We start from the raw sequence: 23,606 nt of genomic DNA on the forward strand, positions 1-23,606 counted from the left end.
CTCATCCCTCCCGCGCGGCGGCGCACACCGCGCGCGCGATCCGGGCGACGTCGTCGTCGCCGGTGACGTACGGCGGCATCGTGTACACGAGGTCGCGGAACGGCCGCAGCCACACGCCCCCGCGGACGGCCGCCGCCGTGGCCGCCGCCATGTCGACGGGGTGGTCCAACTGGACGACCCCGATGGCCCCGAGCACCCGGACGTCCCGAACTCCCGGCAGCGAAGCGGCTGTTGCGAGCCCCTCCGTCAACCCCGTCTCGATCCGCTTCACTTCGGCCGCCCAGTCCTGCCCGAGCAGCAGCTCGATCGAGGCGCGGGCGACGGCGGCGGCGAGCGGATTGCCCATGAACGTCGGCCCGTGGGCCAGCACCGGGACCTCGCCGCGCGAGATCCCCTCGGCCACCCGCGCCGTGCACAGCGTCGCCGCGAGCGTCAGGTACCCGCCGGTCAGCGCCTTGCCGAGGCACATCACGTCCGGCGTCACCGCCGCGTGGTCCGCCGCGAACAGCGCACCCGTACGGCCGAACCCGGTCGCGATCTCGTCGAACACGAGCAGCACGCCGTGCTCGTCGCACGCCTCGCGCAGCACGCGCAGATACGCGGGGGAGTGGAACCGCATCCCGCCCGCCCCCTGCACGACGGGTTCCACGATGACGGCGGCCAGCTCGTCCGCGTGGCGCGCGATGGCCGCGCGCAGCTCATCGGCGTACCCCTCGTCGAACTCCGACGGGGGCGCGCCCACGAAGAGTTGGCGGGGCAGGACGCCCGACCACAGCTCGTGCATGCCCCCTTCGGGGTCGCACACGGACATCGGGTGCCAGGTGTCGCCGTGGTAGCCGCCGCGCCAGGTCAGCAGGCGCTGCTTGGCCGGGCGGCCCAGCGAACGCCAGTACTGGAGGCACATCTTGACCGCGACCTCGACCGACACCGAGCCCGAGTCCGCGAGGAACACGTGCTCCAGGCCCTCGGGGGTGATGTCGACGAGCGACTTCGCGAGCAGGACGGCCGGTTCGTGGGTGAGGCCGCCGAACATCACGTGGCTCATGCGGCCGAGCTGCTCGCGCGCGGCCTCGTCCAGCGCCGGGTGCCGGTAGCCGTGGATCGCCGACCACCACGAGGACATGCCGTCCACCAACTCGCCCCGGCCGTCCGCGAGTCGGAGCCGGACCCCGCTCGCCGCCTCGACGACGAGCGGTTCGACGGCACCCGGCATCGGACCGTACGGATGCCAGACGTGCCGCCGGTCCAGCTCCAACAGCTCGGATACGTCAGGCATTCGGCGCGAGATCCGTTCCGACACCGCGACGACGGACCGCGACGAGGTCCGTACGGGGCTCGCCGGACGCGGCCACCGACGGCGCGGAGTCGGACGTACCGCACACCCCGCTCTCACCGCAGCCGGACCCGCAGCCCGCCGCGTCCACCCGGTGCCGCGGCAACGTCACCTGATCCGCGCCCTCCACCTCGAACCCGGCGTCCGCGATCATGTCCAGGTCCGCCTGTCCGGTCTGCCCCTCGGTGGTGAGGTAGTCCCCGAGGAAGATCGAGTTGGCGACGTGCAGCGCCACCGGCTGCATCGACCGCAGATGGACCTCCCGCCCGCCCGCGATCCGCACCTCGATGTCAGGACACACGAACCGCACCATCGAGAGGATCCGCAGACAGTGCTGGGGGCTGAGGTGCCACTCCTTCGCCAGCGGCGTCCCCTCGACGGGGATCAGGAAGTTGACCGGCACCGAGTCCGGGTCGAGCGCGCGCAGCGAGAAGACGACGTCGACGAGGTCCTCGTCGCTCTCGCCCATGCCCGCGATGAGCCCGGAGCAGGCGGAGAGCCCGGCCGCGTGCGCCTTGCCGACCGTGTCGACGCGGTCCGCGTACGTGTGGGTCGTCGTGATCTCGCCGTACGTCGACTCGGACGTGTTGAGGTTGTGGTTGTACGCGTCGGCACCGGCCTCGCGCAGCCGCTCCGCCTGACCGTCGGTGAGCAGGCCGAGGCAGGCGCAGACCTCGACGCCCTCGTTCCCGTCCTTGATCGCCTTGATGGTCTCGGAGACCCGGTCGACGTCCCGGTCCGTCGGACCGCGCCCGGACGCGACCAGGCAGACCCGCTTGGCGCCCCCGGAGATCCCGGCGGCGGCCGTACGGGACGCCTCGTCCGGCTTGATCCACGTGTACTTGAGGATGCCGGTCGTCGAACCGAGGCGCTGGGAGCAGTACGAGCAGTCCTCGGGGCACAGGCCCGACTTGAGGTTGATCAGGTAGTTCAGCTTCACCCGGCGCCCGAACCAGTGCCGGCGCACCTTCCCGGCCGCGGCCACCACGTCCAGCACGTCGTCGTCCGAGGTGCGCAGCACGGCCAGCGCTTCCTCGCGGGTCGGCGGCTCGCGCCGAAGCCCCTTGTCCACCAGCGTCGTCAGCAGGTCCATGGGAGCCGATCCTGTCCTACCGGACGGCCCCGGGCCAAGGTGGGGACCGTACAACAGACCCCGCTTGACGTGTGGGTATTGCCACACAGTGGGCGGCTTGTCGGCCCGCTAGGGTCTGTTCGCTGTCTACAAAGCGCCGGTACCCGCACAAGCCCCGGAGGAGCCATGGCGTTCGGCTGGATCGACGACCACGCGCAGGCGCGCCGCCGCGCCGGACTCGTCCGCACCCTGCGTCCCCGCCCCGCCGACAGCCCCCTGCTCGACCTCGCGAGCAACGACTACCTGGGCCTGGCCCGCCACCCCGAGGTCACCGAGGGCGCGGCGCGGGCGGCCAGGACCTGGGGCGGCGGCGCCACCGGCTCCCGCCTCGTCACCGGCACGACCGAGCTGCACGCCGAACTCGAACGCGAACTGGCCGACTTCTGCGGCGCCGAGGCGGCCCTCGTGTTCTCCTCCGGCTACGCCGCGAACCTCGCCGCCGTCACCGCCCTCGCCCCCGAGGGCACCCTCGTCCTCTCCGACGCGGGCAACCACGCCTCCCTCATCGACGGCTGCCGCCTGGCCCGCGGCACGGTCCAGGTCACCGGCCACGCCGACCCGGAGGCGGTGCGCAAGACCCTGCGCACGTACGACGGCGAGGCGATCGTCGTCTCCGACACGGTCTTCTCCGTGGACGGCGACGCGGCCCCCCTCACCCGGCTCGCGGCGGCCTGCCGGGAAGCGGGCGCCGGGCTGGTCGTGGACGACGCGCACGGCCTCGGCGTGATCGGCGACGGCGGGCGCGGCGCGCCGTACGCGGCCGGGCTCGCGGGGGCCGACGACGTCGTCGTCACCGTCACCCTGTCGAAGTCGCTCGGCAGCCAGGGCGGCGCGGTGCTGGGACCGGCGAAGGTGATCGACCATCTCGTCAACGCGGCCCGCACGTTCATCTTCGACACGGGGCTCGCCCCGGCGGCGGCCGGAGCCGCCCTCGCGGCCCTCGGGCTGCTGCGGCGGGAACCCGAGCGGGCGCGGCGGGCCCGCGAGGTCGCGGGCGAGCTGCACGACCGGCTGACGGCCGCGGGCCTGGACGCGGTACGTCCCGACGCCGCGGTCGTCTCCGTGCGCGCCCCGTCGCCCGAGGCGGCCGTCCGCTGGGCGGCGGACTGCCGGACGGCGGGGCTCGCGGTGGGCTGCTTCCGCCCCCCTTCCGTGCCCGACGGTGTCTCACGGCTGCGGCTGACCGCCCGCGCGGACCTCTCCGGGGTCGAGCTGGACCGCGCGGTGCGGGTGATCGACGCGACACGACCATGAGTCGGCGGACACGGCCGTGCTGGGGGTGTCTCAGAGGGCTGAGGCGAACTCCGCCCAGCTCCCCGGGGTGAAGAGCAGCGCGGGTCCGGTGGGGGACTTGGAGTCGCGGACGGCGAGGAGACCCGAGTACGGGGCTGTCTCCACGCAGTTGTTGGCTCCGGTGCTGTAGCTGCTGCGCAGCCACCGCACCTCGTGCGGTGCGATGTGCAGTGCGCTTGCGGAAGGAACGTTCCGAGGCAGTGCTGACATGGGGGTGCCTCCTTACGCGCCGTCACCTGTCGCGGCGATGAAATCCAATGAGTCCTCGGGTGAAAGAGCATGGATCTGAAGCTTGGTGAAAGCCTCCGAGTAGGCCCGGAGGTCTTCCTTCCCCTCAAGGTGATGACTACTCGTCAAGTGGTCGAGAACGACCACATCCAGATCGGAAACGCTCGAGAACGAGAAGACTACGAAAGGCCCGGTTACCCCGATATGCGCTCCCGCCGAGAACGGCAGTACCTGGAGCGTCACTTGGGGGAGTTTCGCGGCCTCCAGCAACCGTTCCAGTTGCGCCGCCATCACCTCGGGCCCGCCCACCTGACGGCGCAGCACCGCCTCGTCGAGGACGGCGCTCAGCAGCAGCGGCGGATCCCCGTGCAGCACGTCCTGGCGGGCCAGCCGCACCTCAACCAGCGCGTCCAACTGCTCCTCGTCCACGCCCTCCAGGGCCGAGCGGGTCACCGCGCGGGCGTACTCGGGGGTCTGGAGGAGCCCCGGGACCACCGTCGTCTCCAGCGTGCGCATCGCGCTCGCCTGCGACTCCAGACTGATGAAGTCCCGGTACGTGGGCGGCAGGACACCCCGGTAGGCGTGCCACCAGTGGTCCCGCCCGACGCTCTCGCCGTCCCCGGCGAGCACCAGCATCAGCTCCCGCAGCCGGACGTCGCTCACCCCGTAGGCGTCCAGGAGCAGCGCCACATCGGCCGGTTTCGCACTGCTGGTGCCGGTCTCGATCCGGCTCACCTTCGACTGGTGCCAGCCCACGAGCCGGGCCGCCTCGCCGCTCGTGAGCCGGGCCCGATTGCGTAACGCACGCAGTTCCGCGCCCAGTTTGCGGCGGCGTACCGCGGGGCCGTGTTGCATGCCCTTCTCCTCACTGCTCCCCATTACTCCTTGCGCGCCGCCCAAATCCGATCTGCCGTAGCAGAGTTCACCGCTTCGGGCGACAGATATATGCACATCCTGGTGGATCGCCGCACAACAAGCCCGTGGAAATGGCAGTCTGACGGTGAAGCACCAGTCCGGGACCGTACTCGAACCATCCGCCTCGTGTCGGACGCCGGTCCCGTGGGAAAGGGACGACGTCGCCATGGCAGACCACCTGGAAGCATCCGTCACCCTGCCGAGCGACCCCGTGTCGGTCGCCGCGGCCCGTACCTTCACCGCGGGCACGCTCGCGGAGTGGGGCCTGCCGCCCGGCGCGGACCTCGCCGAGACCATCCGCCTCATCGTCTCCGAACTCGCCACCAACGCCGTCCAGCACACCCTCGGCCAGTCGCCGACCTTCACCGTCGACCTCGTCCTCGACCGGGACGAGCAGGTCAGCGTCGGCGTCACCGACAGCCACCCCAGGTTCCCCAAACGCCTCCCGGCCGCTGTCCAGCAGGACAACGGCCGGGGGATGGTGATCATCCGCTCACTGGCGGCGGAGTGCGGCGGGCGCCTCAGGGTGCGGCCCACCGAGGAGGGCGGCAAGACGGTCCTGTGCGAGCTGCCCTGGACGGCGACGGCGCGGCCGGCTACTTGACCCGGCCGTACCAGACGCTCTTGGTCCAGATCTTCTGGAGCCGTACGACATCACCCGTCTTCGGCGAGTGCCACACCTTGTTGGCGCCCGCGTATATCCCGACGTGGTAGACGTTCGAGCCCGAGTGGAAGAAGACCAGGTCTCCCTTCTGCCGCTTCGACGCGGAGATGTGCTTGGTCTTGTTGTACTGCTGACCGGTCGTGCGCGGCAGGGACTTGCCCGCCTTCTTGAACGCGTACTGCGTGAGCCCCGAGCAGTCGAACCGCTTCGGTCCGGCGGCGCCGTACTTGTACGGGGCGCCCTTCTTGGACGCCGCGATCTGGAGCGCCTTCGTCGAGACGCTGGCCGCCTCGGCACCGGAGGCGGCACCGGGTACGACCACCGAGCCGCCCACGGCGGCCAGTGCGAAGGCCGAGACCGTACCGGCTCGGACCATCATCGACGGGACACGATTGAGCGCAGTCATGCGCAACCCTTCGTCAACCGCCTGAGAAGGATGACCTGTCGGATTCGGGCTGGCGAAGTTGGCCCGGCCGTGTCACCACGGCTTCACCCCAAGGGCTGCGCGGTACGGCCGTGGCGCGACCGTTCCGGCGACCCGTACTGCTCGGGTCCTCCACTCCTGCCGATGCACTCCTGTCGACTCGGTCATCCGGGCAGCGGCAGGACTCGGCGTCCACCCGGACCGCCCCGCCTCTGGTGGCGGGGGCTTGTCGTCAGTCAGGGATCTTGACTCACTCGTGACCGGAATACCCAACGAATTCGAGGATTTGTGGCCTTACTCACGACTGAGCCATTCGGGTGAACAGTTCAGGAAGTGGCCACGTGTCCGTCACCTGCGCAGCCGTCGATCAGGGCGGGAATGCCCCGGTCCGCACCCCGTCTCCGCAGGTTGCGCAACCGCTGAGGGCCGCCGGGGGGAAACCTCGTTACGCCGAACGGGGGACGGTTCTACGCCACTGTCCGCCACCCGGCGGCCCCCCGGTGGCGATGCGTCATCACGCACCCCGCGACGCCCCCGTACGTCGCCGCGAGGGAGCGCGGGCGGAGGCACGCACGCGTGGAGCGAGGGGGCGGCGGGGGTGCGTGCTTCTGTGCGTCGAGGGGGCACGGGAGGGCGCGTGAGGCGCGCGCGAAGCGGGTCACCCATGCCGTGTTTGCCACATTTTGTCGTATGAGAAGCTCGCTCAGCTCCGGGGTGGCGGCAGCGTCACCCTCGCCGTACGCCGGTCGCCGTCCAGGACGCGCAGCGCCCGCGCCAGGGTCTCCGCGTGGACCTCGTGCTCGCCGCGCTGGTGCATCAGCGTCAGCGCGTCCCGCAGCGCCGCCGCCTTCGCCACCAGCGCCTGCGCCGCCCGAAGGCCCCGGTAGGTGTCACCGTCCCGGCTCGGGTTGATGCGGCCCAGCAGGTCCACGACCTCCAGATAGTGGTCGATCAGATCGGCCTCGGCGCGCGTCAGCGCCGGGAGCGGGGGGAGTTCCGGCAGCATCAGGACCTCACCTTCCGCCGCTCGCCTCGCGGTTGGACACGATCCGGTCGACGATGCCGTACGCCACCGCCGCGTCCGCGTCGAGCACCAGGTCCCGCTCGATGTCCTCGGTCACCTGCTGCGGGGCGCGGCCCGTGTGGCGTACGAGCATGTCCTCCAGGAGCGCGCGGGTACGGCTCAACTCCTCGGCCTGGATGGCGAGATCGCTGGCCTGGCCGTGGATCTCGCCGGCCTCGGGCTGGCCGATCACCACCCGCGCGCCGGGCAGCATCAGCCGCTTGCCCGGGGTGCCGGCCGCGAGCAGGACCGCCGCCGACGCGCCCGCCTGGCCCAGGCAGATCGTCTCCACCTCGCAGCTGACGTACCGCATCGTGTCGTAGACCGCCGCCATCGCCGTGAACGAGCCGCCCGGGGAGTTGATGTAGAGCGAGATCGCCTGGTCCGGGTCCTTGTACTCCAGGTGCATGAACTGGGCCATCACGTCGTTCGCCGAGACGTCGTCCACCGGCGTCCCCAGGAAGACGATCCGCTCCTCCAGGAGCTTCGAGTACGGGTCCAGCGTCCGGGTGCCGTTGCTCGTGCGTTCGTGGAACTCCGGCAGGACGTGGCGCGCGTGGGCATGGGCGGTCGGGCGGTTCATGGGTGACCCTCCTTCTGCGTCTGTAAAAAATGTACAGGACGTACGTGACGTTAGAATGGGGTCATGGCCTACGAGATTCCGGTGACGCAAGCCAGGGCTGAACTCGCCGACCTGATCAACCGGGTCGTCTACGGCGGCGAGCGCGTCGTCGTCACGCGACACGGAAAACCCCTGGTGGCACTGGTCTCCGCGGCCGATCTGGAACGGCTCGACGCGATGGACGCGCCCGTCGAGGAGCCGGTGATCAGCGCCGTGTCGACGGTCCGCGAGGTCACTTCAGCTCCTCGCGAACGGCAGCGGTTCGGAATCGCGGCGGAACATCGGGGGCCGGCGGTGGGGTGAAGGGGTTCGGGGAGGCTCGGAGCTTTTCGGGGTGCTCGCCGGAGGGGGAGCGTTTGCGTGGCGCCGGGAAACGAAGCGCGCCCGCGCCTGGGGAGGCGGGGCGCGTGGGGGTGAGGTGGCGGGAGCGGTGGACCGGCGTGGGTGCGGTTGCTGTGAGTCGGTGGGTGGTGCCCGTGGGCGGCCGGGTGGGAGGCGGCGCGTCCGCGCGGAGGCGTTACGGAGAAGAAGGGCGCGCCCTCGCCTGGGGTGGCGGGGCGCGCGGGGGTGAGGTGGCGGGAGCCGCCGACCGGTCTGTCGGCGCTGTCCGCCGTGGCAGTCCGAGCGCGGCGAGTCGGTCAGTGCACGGCGGTCAGCTCCCGCTCCTTGGGCGCCGTGCGGTTCTTCAGGGCCGTGCCCAGCAGGACCAGGCCCAGGCCGATCGCCGCCCACCAGGTCAGCGTGAGGGCCGGGCCCAGGGATGCCGCGCCGTCGAAGAAGGAGACCGAGCGCAGGAGCGTCGCGCCGGCGCCCGGCGGGAGCCACTGGCCGATCGTGCCGGCCGGGGCGGGGAGCATCTGGGGGGCCGAGGCGGCGCCGGAGAAGGGGTTGCCGAGGAGCATCACGACCGCCGAGACCAGGCCGATCCCCGCGCGCCCGACCAGCGCGGAGACCCCGGCCACCGCCGCGCTCACCGCGAGGGTCGCCAGGCTCAGGGTGCCCGCCTCCGCCCACCAGTCGCCGGCGAGGACGCCGAGCCAGGCGTCCGCGATGCCCGCGCCGACCGCGCCGACCAGGGCGGCCGAGCCCAGCAGCGCCGCGATCGCCGGCCAGCCCGCGAGGCCCAGCAGCGTCACCGCCGCGCCGGCCGCCATCCCGGCCATCGCCAGCGGCAGCACGCTCGCGGTGAGGGCGGCGCCCCGGGGGTCCGTCGCCGGGGCGGCGACCACGTCCACGATCTTGACGTCGCCCTGCTGGGCCACCGCCTGCTGGAGCAGCTGCGCGACGACCGGGCTCGCGGCGGACGCGGTGAGCAGCTCCATGCCGTCCGGGGTGACGACCACGGCGCCGTACACGTCCCGGTCCTCGATCGCGGCGCGGGCGGCGGCCTCGTCGGCGTACCGGTGGAGCTCGAACGCGCCCTTGTGCTCCCGTAGCCGGCCTTCCACCTGGGTCACCGCCGCGCTCGGGCCCGCCACGCCGAGCGGCAGGTCGCGCGGGGCCGTGCGGGTGGCGGGCCAGGCGAAGGCCCAGAGGGCGAGGGCGGCGACGAGGGGGACGAGGACGAGGGTGGCGAGGAGTCGCCGGGAGGGGGAAGAGGAGGGAGGGGAGGAAGGGGAAGGGGTGGGCGGAGCCTCCGGTGAGCTCTGGGTGGGCGCTTTCCGTTCCGTGGTGTGTGCTGTCCGCATCGCGGCCCCCTAAAAAGAAGGATCGTTCGTTTTATGTTGTCCATACCGTGCTCCGGGGGTGGGCGCCTTGTCAAGAAGGAACGTTCGTTTTAGGTTGAGGGCATGGCTCGTGTATCCCAGGCGCACCTCGACGCCCGCCGCCGGCAGATCCTCGACGCGGCCGAGCGCTGCTTCGCCCGCAACGGCTTCCACGCCACGTCCATGCAGGACGTGCTGAAGGAGGCGGACCTCTCGGCGGGAGCCGTCTACCGCTACTTCAGCGGCAAGGACGAGCTGATCCGCGCGATCGTCGGCGAGGTGCTCGGCGTGGTGATCGAGGTGTACGACGAGGCCGCGGGGGAGAGTCTGGCGCCCTTGCCGGACGAACTCGTGCCGAGGGTGCTGAGGAGCATGACGAAGGCCAGGCCGGGGCGGACGGAGGACGGCGAGTGGGTGTTCCCCCGGCTGCTGGTGCAGGCGTGGACCGAGGTCCTGCGCAACCCGGAGCTGGCCGCACAGGTGCGGGAGGGGTACGCGACGGTGCTCGGGTCGTGGCGGGAGGTGGTCCGCGGCTACAAGGACGCCGGGATCATGCCGCAGGAGGCCGACGCGGACGCGCTGGCCCGCGCGATGATCGCGATGGCGCAGGGGCTGGTGACGCAGATCGCCGTCCTGGGGGCCACCCCGGAGGACATGGAGAAGGCCCTCACCGACGGCGTCCGCGCCCTGATGAGCATGAGCGTCCCCGCCCCCGAAGGGTCACGGCTCGGTTAACGTCCCTGAAACGAGCCGCAACTAGCCTCCGATCACGCCACCAGGGCTTTTCCCGTGGCAGCGGCAGCCGGACCCCGCACGGTCCGGCGTGAGGAGGTGAGGTGGGACGTGCAACTGACCCCGCACGAGCAGGAGAGGCTGCTGATCCATGTGGCGGCCGACGTCGCCGAGAAGCGCCGCGCGCGCGGCCTCAAGCTCAACCACCCCGAGGCGGTCGCGCTGATCACCTCGCACATCCTCGAAGGCGCGCGCGACGGCCGTACCGTCGCCGAACTCATGGCCTCCGGGCGGAAGTTGCTGACCAGGGACGACGTCATGGAGGGCATCCCGGAGATGATCCACGACGTCCAGGTCGAGGCGACCTTCCCGGACGGCACGAAGCTCGTCACCGTCCACGACCCGATCGTCTGAGGCCGCCGATGATTCCCGGAGAGATCCTGTTCGAGGACGGCCCGATCGTGTACAACGCGGGCCGCGAGGTCACCCGGCTGACCGTCCTCAACGCCGCCGACCGCCCCGTGCAGGTCGGCTCCCACTACCACTTCGCGGAGGCCAACCCCGGCCTGGAGTTCGACCGTCCGGCGGCGCGCGGCAAGCGGCTCAACGTCGCCGCCGGGACGGCCGTACGCTTCGAACCGGGGATCCCCGTCGACGTCGAACTCGTCCCGCTGGCCGGCGCCCGGATCGTGCCGGGGCTGCGCGGGGAGACCGGAGGGGCCCTCGATGCCTGAGATCTCGCGCGCCGCGTACGCCGACCTGTTCGGCCCGACGACCGGCGACCGCATCCGCCTCGCGGACACCGACCTGCTGATCGAGATCGAGGAGGACCGCTCGGGTGGTCCGGGGCTCGCCGGCGACGAGGCCGTGTTCGGGGGCGGCAAGGTCATCCGCGAGTCCATGGGGCAGGCGCGTGCTACGCGCGCAGACGGCACGCCGGACACCGTCATCACGGGCGCGGTCATCGTCGACCACTGGGGGATCGTCAAGGCCGACATCGGCATCCGCGACGGGCGGATCACCGGCATCGGCAAGGCGGGCAACCCCGACACCATGGACGGCGTCCACCCCGACCTCGTCATCGGGCCCGAGACCGAGGTCATCGCGGGCAACGGGCGGATCGTCACGGCCGGCGCGATCGACGCGCACGTCCACTTCATCTGCCCGCAGATCGCCGACGAGGCGCTCGCGTCCGGCGTCACCACCCTCGTCGGCGGCGGCACCGGGCCCGCGGAGGGGTCCAAGGCGACGACCGTCACGCCCGGGCCCTGGCACCTCGCGCGGATGCTGGAAGCGATGGAGCAGTACCCGCTCAACATCGGGTTCCTCGGCAAGGGCAACACCGTCTCGCACGACGCGATGCTCTCCCAGATCCGCGGCGGTGCGCTCGGGCTGAAGCTCCACGAGGACTGGGGGTCCACCCCGGCCGTCATCGACGCGTCCCTCACCGTCGCCGAGCAGACCGGCATCCAGGTCGCCATCCACACCGACACGCTGAACGAGGCCGGGTTCGTCGCCGACACCCTCGCCGCGATCGGGGGGCGCGGCATCCACGCGTACCACACCGAGGGCGCGGGGGGCGGGCACGCGCCCGACATCATGACGGTCGTCTCCCAGCCGAACGTCCTGCCCTCGTCCACCAACCCGACCCGGCCCTACACCGTCAACACCGCCGAGGAACACCTCGACATGCTGATGGTCTGCCACCACCTCAACCCGGCCGTCCCCGAGGACCTCGCCTTCGCCGAGTCCCGCATCCGGCCGTCCACCATCGGCGCGGAGGACATCCTCCACGACCTCGGCGCGATCTCGATCATCTCCTCCGACGCGCAGGCCATGGGCCGGGTCGGCGAGGTCGTCCTGCGTACCTGGCAGACGGCGCACGTGATGAAGCGGCGCCGGGGTTCCCTGCCGGGCGACGGGCGCGCCGACAACCACCGGGTACGGCGGTACGTCGCCAAGTACACGATCAACCCGGCCATCGCGCAGGGCCTCTCCCGCGAGGTGGGTTCCGTCGAGACGGGCAAGCTGGCCGACCTCGTGCTGTGGGACCCGGCGTTCTTCGGCGTGAAGCCCCAACTCGTCGTCAAGGGCGGGCAGATCGCCTACGCACAGATGGGCGACGCCAACGCGTCCATCCCGACGCCCCAGCCGATCCTGCCCCGCCCCATGTACGGCGCCATCGGCCGCGCCCCCGCCGCCAACTCCGTCAACTTCGTCGCCCAGCTGGCCATCGACGACGGCCTCCCCGAACGCCTCCAGCTCGGCAAGCGGTTCGTCGCCATCGACTCCACCCGCGGCGTCACGAAGGCGGACATGCGCGAGAACGCCGCCCGCCCCGACGTCCGCGTCGACCCCGACAGCTTCGCCGTCCACATCGACGGGGAGCTGGTGGAGGCGACACCGGCCGCGGAACTGCCCATGGCGCAGCGGTACTTCCTGTTCTGACGGGGCTGGGAGAGGGCTGGGAGGACGAGACGGTGAGACGGCGGGCTCCGAGAGAGCGAGGTTCCGGGATGGCGGGTCCTGAGTTGGCGGGTCCTGAGCTGGCAGGCTCGGAGCCGTTGGGCTCGGAGTCGGTGGGTTCCGCGATGGCGGGCTCCTGATGTCCGGCGCGGCGTTGCTCGTCCTCGCCGACGGGCGTTTTCCCGCCGGGGCGCACGCGCACTCCGGTGGGGCCGAGGAGGCGGTGCGGGCCGGGCGGATCACCGGAGTCGAGAGCCTGGAGGCGTTCTGCCGGGGGCGGCTCCATACGGCGGGGCTCGTGTCGGCGGCGTTGGCCTCGGCCGCCGCTGCCGGTGCCGACCCGGTGTGGCTGGACGCGGCGGCGGACGCGCGAACTCCCTCACCGGCGTTGCGGGTTGCCGCCCGCAAGCTGGGGCGGCAGTTGACGCGGGCCGCGCGGGCGACCTGGCCGAGCCCCGAACTCGACGCGCTGGCGCGGGAGTTCCCCAAAGGGGCGCACCAGCCTGTGGTGCTGGGGGTGACGGCACGCGCTGCCGGTCTTGGCCCCCGGGACGCCGCGTACTGCTCGGTGTACGAGAGCGTCAGCGGCCCGGCGACAGCCGTGGTCCGCCTCCTGAGCCTCGACCCCTTCCAGGCGACCGGCGTTCTGGCGCGCCTGGCGCCGGAGATGGACCGAGTCGTGGACACGGCGGTGACGGCGGGAACGTCGACCCCACCGGAACTGCCCGCCGCTTCGGCACCGTTGCTGGAACTGGGTGCGGAGGCGCACGCGGAGCGACGGGGAAGGCTGTTCGCGTCGTGAAGCCGGACGGGACGGCGCAGCACGCCCACAACGAACCCGCACACACCAAAACACATTCAGCCCCACCCACCCAAGGGGCGCGGAGCTGTATCAATCTGCGGCTACCGCCGCGCGGGCGCGACCAGCCACAGCGGACCCGCACCCGGGAACTACGCGACTCCCCCACCCCCTCCCCCCGACCCCCCGGAGCCACCCCATGCACCTCGATCACCCCCACTCCCACGCGGCAGCGCCCAGCGCGGACGCGCACCGCCCCGACGGCACCCGCCGAGCGCTCCGCATCGGCCTCGGCGGCCCCGTGGGCTCCGGCAAGACCGCCACCGTCGCCGCCCTCTGCCGGGACCTGCGCGAGGAACTCAGCCTCGCCGTCGTCACGAACGACATCTACACCCGCGAGGACGCCGAATTCCTGCTCAGGGAAGCCGTGTTGCCGCCGGAGCGGATCGCGGCCGTGGAGACCGGCGCGTGCCCGCACACGGCGATCAGGGACGACATTTCCGCCAATCTCGAAGCGGTGGAGGACCTGGAGGACACGGTCGGCCCCCTCGACCTGATCCTCGTGGAGTCCGGCGGCGACAACCTCACCGCGACCTTCTCGAAGGGCCTCGTCGACGCGCAGATCTTCGTCATCGACGTGGCCGGCGGGGACGACATCCCCCGCAAGGGCGGCCCGGGTGTCACCACCGCCGACCTGCTCGTCGTCAACAAGACCGACCTCGCCCCGTACGTCGGCTCCGACCTCGCGAGGATGGCGGCCGACGCGAAGGCGCAGCGCGCCGAACTCCCGGTGGCCTTCCAGTCGTTGAGGAGCGAGGCGGGCGTCGCGGAGGTCGCCGCCTGGGTGCGGGCGCAGGTGCGCGCGTGGACGGCGTAAGGGCGACCGCCCGCCTGCGGGCCACGCCGGACGGCAGAGGGGGAACCGTCCTGCCCGTCCTGGAGAGCGACGGTCCCCTGGCGTTGCGCCGCACCCGGGGCCACCACCCCGGCGAGGCAAGGGCGTTGCTCGTCGGTGCGATGAGCGGCCCCCTCGGCGGCGACCGCTTCCGCGTCGAGGCGGACGTCGCCCCCGGCGCCCGCCTGACCGTCGGCTCCGCCGCCGCGACGATCGCGCTGCCGGGCCAGCACAAGGGCGAGGCGCGCTACGACGTGCGCCTGAAGGTCGCCGAGGACGCCGAACTCCACTGGTTCCCCGAGCCGTTGATCTCCGCGAACGGCAGCGACCTGTACGTCACGACGCGCATCGACGCCGCCCCCGGTGCCCGGCTCGTGTACCGCGAGGAACAGGTGCTGGGCCGTGCCGGTGAGGAACCCGGGCGGCTCACCAGCCGGTTGACCCTCACCACAGGTGAACGCACCGTCCTGGACCAGGAGTTGGCGTGCGGCCCGGGCGCGCCCGGCGGCTGGGACGGCCCCGCCGTCCTCGGCGGCCACCGTGCCGTCGGTCAACTCCTCGTCGTGCGCCCGGAGTTCACGGACAGCCCGGCGCCGGTGCGGGTGCTCGCGGACGGTGCCGCCACCGTCGTACCGCTGAGCGGTCCCGCAGCTCTGGTGACCGCGCTCGCGGCCGACGGGCGTGTGCTGCGGTGTGTGCTGGACGAGGCGCTCGCCCGACTGGGGTGAGAGATCCGGCGAACGGACGTTGTCATCCGCTTATCGGATTGGCAAAGAACGAGTGCCGGGGCTGTTCACAAGAAACGCACAACAGACAGGATCCCTCCCGTACCGACACGTCTACTTCGTACAGGGAGACCGCATTTGAGACCCCACAGAAGAACCGCCGCGCTGGGTTCTGCCGGAGTGCTCGTCACGGCGACCCTGATAGCCGGGGCCGTCGCCGCCCCCACCGCGAGCGCCACCGGCGGGAGCGGCTACGGCCACGGCCAGGGCCGTGAGACCGTCGGCGTCGCGATCGCCGCAGCGCGGGCCGCGAAGGCCGGCATCGACTGGCAGGACTGCCCCGCGGGCTGGGGCCTGGAGAAGCCGATCACCTGCGGCTACGTGAGCGTCCCGCTCGACTACGCGAAGCCGTACGGCAAGCAGATCAAGCTCGCCGTCGACCGCATCGCCAACACCGGGACCCCCGAGGAGCGCCAGGGCGCCCTCATCTACAACCCCGGCGGCCCCGGCGCCTCCGGCCTGCGCTTCCCGCGCCGCGTCACCACCAAGGCCCCGGTGTGGGTCAACACGGCCAAGGCGTACGACTTCGTGGGCTTCGACCCGCGCGGCGTCGGCAAGTCCGCGCCGATCTCCTGCATCGACCCGCAGGAGTACGTGAAGGCGCCGAAGATGGACCCGGTGCCCGACTCCGAGGCCGACAAGCGCGCCCAGCGCAAGCTGGCCCGCGAGTACGCCGAGGGGTGCGCCGAGCGCAGCGGCGAGATGCTGCCGCACATGACGACCCCGAACTCCGCGCGCGACCTCGACGTCATCCGCGCCGCGCTCGGCGAGAAGAAGCTCAACTTCCTCGGCGCCTCCTACGGCACCTACCTCGGCGCCGTCTACAGCACCCTGTTCCCGACGCACGTGCGCCGCATGGTCTTCGACAGCGTCGTCGACCCGTCCCGGGAGAAGATCTGGTACCAGGCCAACCTGGACCAGGACGTCGCCTTCGAGACGCGCTGGAAGGACTGGCAGGACTGGGTCGCCGCCAACGACGCCGCGTTCCACCTCGGCACCACGCGCGACCAGGTCCAGGCGCAGTGGCTGAAGCTGCGGGCCGCCGCGAAGAAGGCGCCCCTCGGCGGGGTCGTCGGACCGGCCGAGCTGATCGGGTTCTTCCAGAGCGCCCCGTACTACGACTCGGCGTGGGTCTCCACCGCGACCGTCCTCAGCAAGTACGCCGCCGGGGACGTCCAGGCCGTCATCGACGCCGCAGCGCCCGACCTCTCCGACACGGCGGGCAACGCCACCGCGGAGAACGGCACCGCCGTCTACACGGCCGTCGAGTGCGCGGACGCCAAGTGGCCGACGTCCTGGAAGAAGTGGGACCGGGACAACACCCGCCTCCACAAGGACCACCCGTTCATGACGTGGGCCAACGCCTGGCTGAACCTGCCGTGCGCGACCTGGCCGACCAAGCAGCAGACGCCGGTCGAGGTTCGGACGAACCGGGGCCTGCCGCAGACCCTCATCGTGCAGTCCGAGCGTGACGCCGCCACCCCGTACTCCGGCGCCGTCTCCCTCCACCAGCGCCTCAAGGGCTCCCGCCTCATCACCGAGAAGAACGCGGGCTCCCACGGCGTGACCGCCCTCGTCAACCCGTGCGTCAACCAGCGGGTCGACGCGTACCTCCTGCGCGGGACGCTCGACGCCGCCGACGTGGTCTGCGGACCGCACGCGACGCCGAAGCCGTAAGCGTCACGCATGGGGACGGCCTCCGCCGGGGCCGTCCCCTTCTCGACGCCGACTCGGCTTCGCTACGTCAACTCAGCGGCAGCCGGGGGAACTTCTGCGTCTGTGCTGATGTCTGGGCCTTCGCGACGGCCGCGTACTGGTCGACGTACTCCTGACCCGACAGCTTGAGGATCGCGTACATGATCTCGTCCGTGATCGCCCGCAGGATCGCCTTCTCGTTCTCCATCCCGGCGTACCGCGAGAAGTCGAGCGGCTTCCCGAACCGGATCGTCACCGGGTGCAGACTCGGGAACCGCTGCCCCGGCGGCTGCGCCTCGAACGTCCCGATCATCGCGCACGGCACGACGGGCACCCCGGCGGTCAGCGCCATCACGGCGACCCCCACCTTGCCCTTGTACAGCTTCCCGTCGTGCGACCGGGTCCCCTCGGGATAGATCCCGAGCAACTCCCCCTTGCTCAGCACCCCGAGCCCTTCCCGGATGGCGGCCTGCCCGGCGTCCTTCCCGGACCGGTCCACCGGGATCTGCCCCGCGCTGCGGAAGAACGCGGCGGTCAGCCGCCCCCGCACGCCGGGCCCGGTGAAGTACTCGGCCTTGGCGAGGAAGGTGATCCGCCGCTTGATGACGGCCGGCATCAGGAAGTGGTCGGAGAACGACAGATGATTCCCGGCGACGATCGCCGCCCCGTCCTCCGGCACGTTCTCCAGCCCCTCGATCCTCGGCCGGAACAGCACCCTCAACAACGGGCCCAGCAAAACGTGCTTCAACAACTGATAGAACAAGGCCCGCTCCTCGCTCCGACGTTCCGGCAGGTCAGCCGGTACATGAAGTGGGCTCAGTGTAGGCGGCCGGGGAACGCACGGGAACGGACCCGGCACGTTCCCCGCAGGGTCAGCCCAACACCCTCCCCAACACCCCGATCGCCGACCGCAGTTCCTCCTCCGTGATGCACAGCGGCGGCGCGACGCGGATCGTCGAGCCGTGCGTGTCCTTCACCAACACGCCCTCCCGCATGAGGCGTTCGCTGATGTCCCGGCCGGTGCCGAGCGCCGGGTCCACGTCGACGCCCGCCCAGAGGCCCCGCGCGCGGAAGGAGACGACTCCGTGGCCCACCAGGCCGGTGAGCCCTTCGCGCAGGACCGCCCCCAGCTCCGTCGCCCGGCGCTGGAACTCGCCCGTCTCCAGCAGGTCGATCACAGCCGTGCCGACCGCCGCCGCCAGCGGGTTGCCGCCGAACGTGGAGCCGTGCTCGCCGGGGTGCAGGACGCCCAGGACCTCGCGGCGCCCCACGACCGCCGAGACCGGCACGATCCCGCCGCCCAGCGCCTTGCCCAGCAGCACTGCGTCGGGCACGACCCCTTCGTGCTGGACGGCAAGGGTGTGCCCGGTCCGCCCCAGCCCCGACTGGATCTCGTCGGCGATGAAGAGACACCCGGCGCGGCGGGTCACCTCCCGTACGCCGGACAGGTATCCGGCGTCGGGGATCAGGACCCCGGCCTCGCCCTGGATGGGTTCGATCAGCACCGCCGCCGTCGTCTCGTCGATCGCCGCCTCCAGCGCCGCGAGGTCGTTGTACGGCACGATTCGGAACCCCGGCGTGAAGGGCCCGAAGCCGCTGCGGGCGGTCTCGTCCGTGGAGAAGCTGACGATCGTCGTCGTCCGGCCGTGGAAGTTGTCGGCGGCGACCACGATGGTGGCCCGGTCGGCGGGGACGCCCTTCACGTCGTACGCCCACTTGCGGGCGAGCTTGATGCCGCTCTCCACGGCCTCCGCGCCCGTGTTCATCGGCAGCATCATGTCGTAGCCGGTGAGCGCGGTCAGCCGACCGGCGAACTCGGCGAGGCGGTCGTTGTGGAAGGCGCGGGAGGTCAGCGTCAGCCGGTCGAGCTGGCGGTGGGCCGCCTCGACCAGCGCCGGGTGCCGGTGGCCGAAGTTGAGGGCCGAGTAGCCGGCGAGCAGGTCGAGGTGGCGGCGGCCGTCGACGTCCTCGACCCAGGCGCCCTCCGCGCGGGCGACGACGACCGGCAGGGGGTGGTAGTTGTGCGCCAGGACCGGCTCCTCGGCGCTGATCAGCTCGGCAGAGGTACGCGTCTCGGACATGATCGTCATCAGCGGATCTCCTGGGTGCAGCACTTGATGCCACCGCCGGCCTTGTGGAACTCGGAGAGGTCGACGGGGACGGGGACGTAGCCGTGGTCGGCGAGCCGGGCGGCGAGCGCCTCGGCGCGCGGGGCGATGAAGACGTTGCGGCCGTCGGAGACGGAGTTGAGGCCGAAGGCGAGCGCGTCGTCGCGGGTGGCGAGGACCGCGTCCGGGTACAGCGCGGCGAGGACCTCGCGGCTGCCCGGCGAGAACGCCTCCGGGAAGTACGCGATGTTGTCCTCGTCGAGGACGAACAGCGCGGTGTCCAGGTGGTAGAAGTACGGGTCGGTCAGCGTCAGCGCGATCACCGGCCGCCCGAAGAACTCCTGCGCCTCGTGGTGCGCCTCCCGCGTCGTACGGAACCCCGTCCCGGCGAGCAGGTAACGGCCGGTCCAGACGAGGTCGCCCTCGCCCTCGACGACGTGCTCCGGACGCCGTACGTCGTACCCGGCGCTCTTGAACCAGGTGTCGTAGTGGACGGACTCGGGGCGCCGCTCGGGCGAGTGGAACAGGGCGCCGAGGACCCGGCCGTCCACGACGACCGCCGAGTTCGCCGCGAACACCATGTCGGGCAGCCCGGGCGCGGGCTCCACGGTGTCGACGGTGTGGCCGTGGGCGCGGTACGCGCGGATCAGCGACTGCCACTGCTCCCGCGCGAGGTCGACGTCCACGGGCTTGTCGGGATGCATCCAGGGATTGATCGCGTACTGCACGGCGAAATGCCGGGGTTCGCAGACGAGGAACCGCCGGAGGCGCGGCACACGGGAGTCGGACACAGAGAGGTTCCTCCGCTTTTCCAGTGAAACCTACGGGATGTGATCAACGGTAGGAACTCACCGGTACGAGCGACAAGCAACCGACGTTGCGTGTCGACGCACGATCGCTGCGTGTTCAGGCCCCTTCACGCACGTCCGGTGCGGGGTGGGTGGCGCCCGCCTCCGGCGCCTCCGGCAGCAGGTGGGACAGCACCATCACGCTGATCGTCTTCCGGATGAACGGCTCGGTCCTGATCCGCTCCAGCACCTCCTCGAAGTGCTCCACGTCCCGCGCCCGCACATGCAGCAGCGCGTCCGCCCCGCCGGTCACCGTCATCGCCGCGGTGATCTCCGGATGGTTGCGCACGACCTCCGCGAGCCGCCTCGGCGGCGCGGCGCCCTCGCAGTACACCTCCACGTACGCCTCCGTACGCCACCCCAGCGCCGCCGGCTGCACCGTCGCCGTGAACCCCGTGATCACCCCGGCCTCCCGCAGCCGGTCCACCCGCCGCTTCACCGCCGTCGCCGACAGCCCGATCGCCGCCCCGATCTCGGCGAAACTGGACCGCGCGTTCGCCATCAGCGCCGTGATGATCTTCCGGTCGAGATCGTCGCCAGAGTTCATGCGGGCACTGTATCCAGCGGATACCGCCCAGCCCCGTACATGTGCACAACGCCCGTTCCCCCCGCAGGCCCTGTCGCCAGATTTCCACCTGCCGGGCGGCGCCTGGCACGCGCATCTGCGGCGTTGTCGTCGGTTGCCGACGCTCCGCGTCGACGCCCTCCTCCGCCTTGCAGCTGCACGCACCAGGCGCCGCCCGGCCCGCCCTCCGGGCGGACGGTGCAAATCTGGCGACAGGGCCTACACTCCCCATTCATGCTGCGCGCCCTCGCCGTCGACGACGAACGCCCCTCCCTGGAGGAGCTGCTCTACCTGCTCAACGCCGACCCGCGCATAGGCAGCGTCGAGGGCGCCGGCGACGCGACCGAGGCGCTGCGCCGCATCAACCGGGCCCTGGAGTCGGGGCCCGGCGGACCCGAGGCCATCGACGTCGTGTTCCTGGACATCCAGATGCCCGGGCTCGACGGACTCGACCTCGCCCGGCTCCTCACCGGCTTCGCCCGGCCCCCGCTGATCGTGTTCGTCACCGCCCACGAGGACTTCGCCGTCCAGGCGTTCGACCTCAAGGCCGTCGACTACGTCCTGAAGCCGGTCCGCAAGGAGCGCCTCGCCGAAGCCGTACGCCGGGTCGCCGAGCTGCGTGGCACGACCGCCCCGCACATCCCCGTCCACGAACCCGACCCCGACCACCTGCCCGTCGAACTCGGCGGCGTCACCCGCTTCGTGTCCGTCGACGACATCACCCACGTCGAGGCCCAGGGCGACTACGCCCGCCTGCACACCGGCCAGGGCAGCCACCTCGTCCGCATCCCCCTGTCCACCCTGGAGGAGCGCTGGCGCGCCCGCGGCTTCGTCCGCATCCACCGCCGCCACCTGGTCGCCCTGCGCCACATACGCGAACTGCGCCTGGACGCCGGTACGGTGAGCGTCCTCGTCGGCAGCGAGGAGCTCCAGGTCAGCCGCAGGCACGCGCGTGAGCTGCGGGACCTGCTGATGAGGAGAACGTGAAGACACGCCACGGCCCGCCGTCGACGAGGAGACTCTGAAAGGTGCCCAACCAGGACCCCGCCGAGCGCCGCGTCACCGTGACCGGACCGCCCCGCCGCACCCGGCGCCCCTCCGGCGCCTACCGCCCGCGCACCGAGATCGACGAACAGACCACCCTCGGCCACACCTACGTCCGCTCCCTCATGCGCTCCCAGCTGCGCGCCGCGCTCACCGTGTTCGCGGTCCTCGCCCTCCTCGTCGGCCCCCTGCCCCTGCTGTTCGCGTCGATGCCGGGCGCCCGCCGCATGACCTGGCTGGTCCTCGGGTTCTGCCTGTACCTCCCGCTCGTCCTGCTGGCCCGCTGGTACGTCCGCCGCGCCGAACGCAACGAACGGGACTTCGTACGCCTGGTCGAAGACAAGTGAACGAGGCCCCGTGAACTCCTCGTACGCCATCCCCGCCGTCGCGCTCGTCGTCGTCGCGACCGTCCTCGTCGGCGCGTTCGGCCTGCGGATATCGCGTACGACCTCCGACTTCTACGTCGCCTCCCGCACCGTCGGCCCCCGCCTGAACGCCGCCGCGATCAGCGGCGAGTACCTGTCCGCCGCGTCCTTCCTCGGCATCGCCGGACTCGTCCTCGTCCAGGGCCCCGACATGCTCTGGTACCCGGTCGGCTACACCGCCGGCTACCTCGTCCTGCTCCTCTTCGTCGCCGCCCCGCTGCGCCGCTCCGGCGCCTACACGCTCCCCGACTTCGCGGAGGCGCGCCTCGCGTCCCGGACGGTACGGCGGCTCGCCGGGACGTTCGTCGTCGGCGTCGGCTGGCTGTACCTGCTGCCCCAGCTCCAGGGCGCCGGGCTCACCCTGACAGTGCTGACCGGCGCGCCAGGCTGGCTCGGCGGGGTCATCGTCGCCGTCGTCGTCACCGCGACCGTCGCGGCGGGCGGCATGCGCAGCATCACCTTCGTCCAGGCCTTCCAGTACTGGCTGAAACTCACCGCCCTCCTCGTCCCCGCGATCTTCCTGGCCCTGGCCTGGCACGGCGACGGGGGTCCGAAACAAGCCTTCGACGAGCCCGCGGCCTTCCGTGAACAGCGGTCCGTACGCGTCGACGCCACCCTCGATCTGAACCTCGCGAGCCCCCTGACCGTGAAGGTGACCGGAAGAGTGGACGGCCGCCGGTACTCCGGCACGGAGGTGAGCCTGCCGATGGGCACCCACCGCGTGGAGCGCGGCACGCGACTGGCCTTCCCGCGGGGCGCGGACGTCCCCACCGCCGACCGCGGCGCCACCGGCGGCATGTCGACGTCCCTGGCGGCGGGCCGCGAGGAACGCCCCCTGTACGCGACGTACGGCCTGATCCTCGCCACGTTCCTCGGCACGATGGGCCTGCCGCACGTCGTCGTCCGCTTCTACACCAGCCCCCACGGCGTCGCCGCCCGCCGCACCACGGTCGCCGTCCTGGCCCTCATCGGCGCGTTCTACCTCCTGCCCCCGCTGTACGGCGCCCTCGGCCGCCTCTACGCCCCCGAACTCGCCCTCACCGGCGACGCCGACGCGGCCGTCCTGCTCCTGCCCGACCGCATCATCGGCGGCCTCGGCGGCGACCTCCTCGGCGCGTTCGTCGCGGGCGGCGCGTTCGCCGCGTTCCTCTCCACGGCGTCCGGCCTCACGATGGCCGTCGCGGGCGTCCTCACCCAGGACGTCCTCCCGACGCGCGGCGTACGCCACTTCCGGCTGGGTACGGCCCTGGCGATGGCGGCGCCCCTCGCCGCGAGCCTCCTCGTCGGCGGCCTCCCGGTCGCGGACGCGGTCGGCCTCGCCTTCGCCGTCTCCGCGTCCTCGTTCTGCCCCCTGCTGGTCCTCGGCATCTGGTGGCGCCGCCTGACCCCTCCGGGCGCGGCGGCTGGAATGCTGGTCGGCGGCGGCTCGGCGTTCGTCGCGGTCGCCACGACCATGGCGGGCCTCCCCGTCACCGGCACCCTCCACGCCCTCCTCGCCTGGCCCGCCCTGTGGTCCGTCCCCCTCGGCTTCCTCACCATGACCCTCATCTCCCTGGCGACCCCCGGCCGGGTCCCACCAGGCACAGCAGCCATCCTGGCCCGCTTCCACCTGCCGGAGGAGTTGGTGGGGGAGGGCCGGGCCCTGCCGGGGGCGGCCGGGTACGAGACGGGGGCGGGGGAGACCGAGGGGGGTGTGGGGCGTCTGCCGGGTGGCGGGGAGGTGGTGCCGGAGACCGGTGCGTGGGCGGCTCGGGACACCGCGCGACCATTCGACCCCGGGCGCGCGGGGCGCGAGGCCAGGGCGGTGGAGCCCTACGCCGGGGCGGTGGAGCCGTACGCCGGGGCGCCGCGTGACCGCGTCCCA

The 23,606-nt window shown here is 72.0% G+C and carries 25 protein-coding genes and 1 pseudogene; 14 read left to right on the plus strand and 12 right to left on the minus strand.

Annotation, left to right across the window (positions count from 1 at the left end):
• Nucleotide 1 precedes the first annotated feature (1 nt).
• Nucleotides 2-1,276, minus strand: coding sequence for an adenosylmethionine--8-amino-7-oxononanoate transaminase (locus tag PV682_RS02785; RefSeq protein ID WP_319723567.1), 1,275 nt, complete (start codon nt 1,274-1,276; stop codon nt 2-4).
• Nucleotides 1,269-2,426 carry a biotin synthase BioB gene (bioB, locus tag PV682_RS02790; RefSeq protein WP_319723569.1) on the minus strand — a complete coding sequence of 386 codons (1,158 nt, stop codon included), beginning with the start codon at nt 2,424-2,426 and terminating at the stop codon, nt 1,269-1,271. Before bioB ends, PV682_RS02785 begins: the two co-directional genes overlap by 8 nt.
• A 165-nt stretch (nt 2,427-2,591) precedes the next feature.
• Between bioB and PV682_RS02795 the strand changes: the two genes are divergently transcribed.
• Entirely contained in the window at nt 2,592-3,719 is a 1,128-nt protein-coding gene (locus PV682_RS02795) for an 8-amino-7-oxononanoate synthase (protein ID WP_319723571.1), read from the plus strand.
• Between the two features lie 30 nt (nt 3,720-3,749).
• Here the strand turns inward: PV682_RS02795 and PV682_RS02800 are convergent, their stop codons facing one another.
• Both PV682_RS02800 and PV682_RS02805 read right to left on the minus strand, forming a co-directional pair.
• On the minus strand, nt 3,750-3,968 hold the full coding sequence (locus tag PV682_RS02800; protein WP_319723573.1) for a DUF397 domain-containing protein: 219 nt from the start codon (nt 3,966-3,968) through the stop codon (nt 3,750-3,752).
• A gap of 12 nt (nt 3,969-3,980) precedes the next feature.
• The gene (locus PV682_RS02805; protein WP_319723575.1) at nt 3,981-4,841 is read right to left on the minus strand and encodes a helix-turn-helix domain-containing protein; all 861 of its coding nucleotides are present in this window, start codon (nt 4,839-4,841) and stop codon (nt 3,981-3,983) included.
• A gap of 226 nt (nt 4,842-5,067) precedes the next feature.
• On the opposite strand from PV682_RS02805, the gene PV682_RS02810 reads away from it, so the two are divergent.
• Nucleotides 5,068-5,505 (plus strand): ATP-binding protein, encoded by a 438-nt coding sequence (locus PV682_RS02810; RefSeq protein ID WP_055720087.1) that lies wholly within the window; start codon nt 5,068-5,070, stop codon nt 5,503-5,505.
• On the opposite strand, the gene PV682_RS02815 is transcribed toward PV682_RS02810, so the two are convergent.
• From PV682_RS02815 to PV682_RS02825, 3 genes are all read right to left on the minus strand, one after another.
• Nucleotides 5,498-5,971: a C40 family peptidase gene (locus tag PV682_RS02815; RefSeq protein WP_319723579.1), complete on the minus strand. Its 474-nt coding sequence runs from the start codon at nt 5,969-5,971 to the stop codon at nt 5,498-5,500. The two genes, PV682_RS02810 and PV682_RS02815, sit on opposite strands and share 8 nt — an antisense overlap.
• A 721-nt stretch (nt 5,972-6,692) precedes the next feature.
• Nucleotides 6,693-6,998 carry a hypothetical protein gene (locus tag PV682_RS02820; RefSeq protein WP_319724189.1) on the minus strand — a complete coding sequence of 102 codons (306 nt, stop codon included), beginning with the start codon at nt 6,996-6,998 and terminating at the stop codon, nt 6,693-6,695.
• A gap of 4 nt (nt 6,999-7,002) precedes the next feature.
• Nucleotides 7,003-7,635 (minus strand): ATP-dependent Clp protease proteolytic subunit, encoded by a 633-nt coding sequence (locus PV682_RS02825; protein WP_319723581.1) that lies wholly within the window; start codon nt 7,633-7,635, stop codon nt 7,003-7,005.
• 63 nt (nt 7,636-7,698) lie between these two features.
• On the opposite strand from PV682_RS02825, the gene PV682_RS02830 reads away from it, so the two are divergent.
• Complete coding sequence (locus tag PV682_RS02830; RefSeq protein ID WP_109362316.1) at nt 7,699-7,977, plus strand: type II toxin-antitoxin system Phd/YefM family antitoxin; 279 nt, start codon at nt 7,699-7,701, stop codon at nt 7,975-7,977.
• Between the two features lie 335 nt (nt 7,978-8,312).
• On the opposite strand, the gene PV682_RS02835 is transcribed toward PV682_RS02830, so the two are convergent.
• Entirely contained in the window at nt 8,313-9,362 is a 1,050-nt protein-coding gene (locus PV682_RS02835) for an ABC transporter permease (protein WP_319723585.1), read from the minus strand.
• Between the two features lie 102 nt (nt 9,363-9,464).
• Here PV682_RS02835 and PV682_RS02840 point away from each other — a divergent pair, with 102 nt between their 5' ends.
• The 8 genes from PV682_RS02840 (at nt 9,465) to PV682_RS02875 (ending at nt 16,734) form a co-directional block, all read left to right on the plus strand.
• Nucleotides 9,465-10,115: a TetR/AcrR family transcriptional regulator gene (locus PV682_RS02840; protein WP_319723587.1), complete on the plus strand. Its 651-nt coding sequence runs from the start codon at nt 9,465-9,467 to the stop codon at nt 10,113-10,115.
• A 108-nt stretch (nt 10,116-10,223) separates the two neighbouring features.
• The gene (locus tag PV682_RS02845) at nt 10,224-10,526 is read left to right on the plus strand and encodes an urease subunit gamma (RefSeq protein ID WP_010355509.1); all 303 of its coding nucleotides are present in this window, start codon (nt 10,224-10,226) and stop codon (nt 10,524-10,526) included.
• A gap of 8 nt (nt 10,527-10,534) precedes the next feature.
• A complete protein-coding gene (locus PV682_RS02850) occupies nt 10,535-10,846 on the plus strand; it encodes an urease subunit beta (protein ID WP_319723608.1) in 312 nt (103 codons plus the stop codon).
• On the plus strand, nt 10,839-12,560 hold the full coding sequence (locus tag PV682_RS02855; protein WP_319723610.1) for an urease subunit alpha: 1,722 nt from the start codon (nt 10,839-10,841) through the stop codon (nt 12,558-12,560). The genes PV682_RS02850 and PV682_RS02855 overlap by 8 nt, the downstream gene beginning before the upstream one ends.
• Nucleotides 12,561-12,717: 157 nt before the next feature.
• Nucleotides 12,718-13,380 carry an urease accessory protein UreF gene (locus PV682_RS02860; protein ID WP_319723612.1) on the plus strand — a complete coding sequence of 221 codons (663 nt, stop codon included), beginning with the start codon at nt 12,718-12,720 and terminating at the stop codon, nt 13,378-13,380.
• Nucleotides 13,381-13,576: 196 nt separating this feature from the next.
• The gene (ureG, locus tag PV682_RS02865) at nt 13,577-14,254 is read left to right on the plus strand and encodes an urease accessory protein UreG (protein ID WP_319723614.1); all 678 of its coding nucleotides are present in this window, start codon (nt 13,577-13,579) and stop codon (nt 14,252-14,254) included.
• A complete protein-coding gene (locus tag PV682_RS02870; protein WP_319723616.1) occupies nt 14,242-15,000 on the plus strand; it encodes an urease accessory protein UreD in 759 nt (252 codons plus the stop codon). Before ureG ends, PV682_RS02870 begins: the two co-directional genes overlap by 13 nt.
• A 135-nt stretch (nt 15,001-15,135) precedes the next feature.
• Complete coding sequence (locus PV682_RS02875) at nt 15,136-16,734, plus strand: alpha/beta hydrolase (protein WP_319723618.1); 1,599 nt, start codon at nt 15,136-15,138, stop codon at nt 16,732-16,734.
• A gap of 67 nt (nt 16,735-16,801) precedes the next feature.
• Here PV682_RS02875 and PV682_RS02880 read toward each other — a convergent pair whose 3' ends face one another.
• The 4 genes from PV682_RS02880 to PV682_RS02895 all read right to left on the minus strand — a co-directional run bounded on the left by PV682_RS02880 (nt 16,802) and on the right by PV682_RS02895 (nt 20,255).
• Entirely contained in the window at nt 16,802-17,515 is a 714-nt protein-coding gene (locus PV682_RS02880) for a lysophospholipid acyltransferase family protein (RefSeq protein WP_319723620.1), read from the minus strand.
• Between the two features lie 109 nt (nt 17,516-17,624).
• Complete coding sequence (rocD, locus tag PV682_RS02885) at nt 17,625-18,842, minus strand: ornithine--oxo-acid transaminase (protein ID WP_319723622.1); 1,218 nt, start codon at nt 18,840-18,842, stop codon at nt 17,625-17,627.
• Nucleotides 18,842-19,651: a dimethylargininase gene (gene ddaH, locus PV682_RS02890; RefSeq protein WP_319723624.1), complete on the minus strand. Its 810-nt coding sequence runs from the start codon at nt 19,649-19,651 to the stop codon at nt 18,842-18,844. Before ddaH ends, rocD begins: the two co-directional genes overlap by 1 nt.
• Before the next feature lie 115 nt (nt 19,652-19,766).
• Complete coding sequence (locus PV682_RS02895; RefSeq protein WP_109362309.1) at nt 19,767-20,255, minus strand: Lrp/AsnC family transcriptional regulator; 489 nt, start codon at nt 20,253-20,255, stop codon at nt 19,767-19,769.
• A 252-nt stretch (nt 20,256-20,507) separates the two neighbouring features.
• Between PV682_RS02895 and PV682_RS02900 the strand changes: the two genes are divergently transcribed.
• The 3 genes and pseudogenes from PV682_RS02900 to PV682_RS02910 all read left to right on the plus strand — a co-directional run.
• A complete protein-coding gene (locus PV682_RS02900) occupies nt 20,508-21,260 on the plus strand; it encodes a LytR/AlgR family response regulator transcription factor (protein WP_319723627.1) in 753 nt (250 codons plus the stop codon).
• A gap of 41 nt (nt 21,261-21,301) precedes the next feature.
• Nucleotides 21,302-21,664 carry a hypothetical protein gene (locus tag PV682_RS02905; RefSeq protein ID WP_319723628.1) on the plus strand — a complete coding sequence of 121 codons (363 nt, stop codon included), beginning with the start codon at nt 21,302-21,304 and terminating at the stop codon, nt 21,662-21,664.
• Nucleotides 21,665-21,674: 10 nt separating this feature from the next.
• Nucleotides 21,675-23,384 (plus strand): annotated as a pseudogene (locus PV682_RS02910) (sodium/solute symporter); the annotation flags it as partial.
• Nucleotides 23,385-23,606 lie beyond the last annotated feature (222 nt).

The sequence above is a fragment of the Streptomyces niveiscabiei genome (genome assembly GCF_033794345.1).
GTDB lineage: Bacteria > Actinomycetota > Actinomycetes > Streptomycetales > Streptomycetaceae > Streptomyces > Streptomyces niveiscabiei.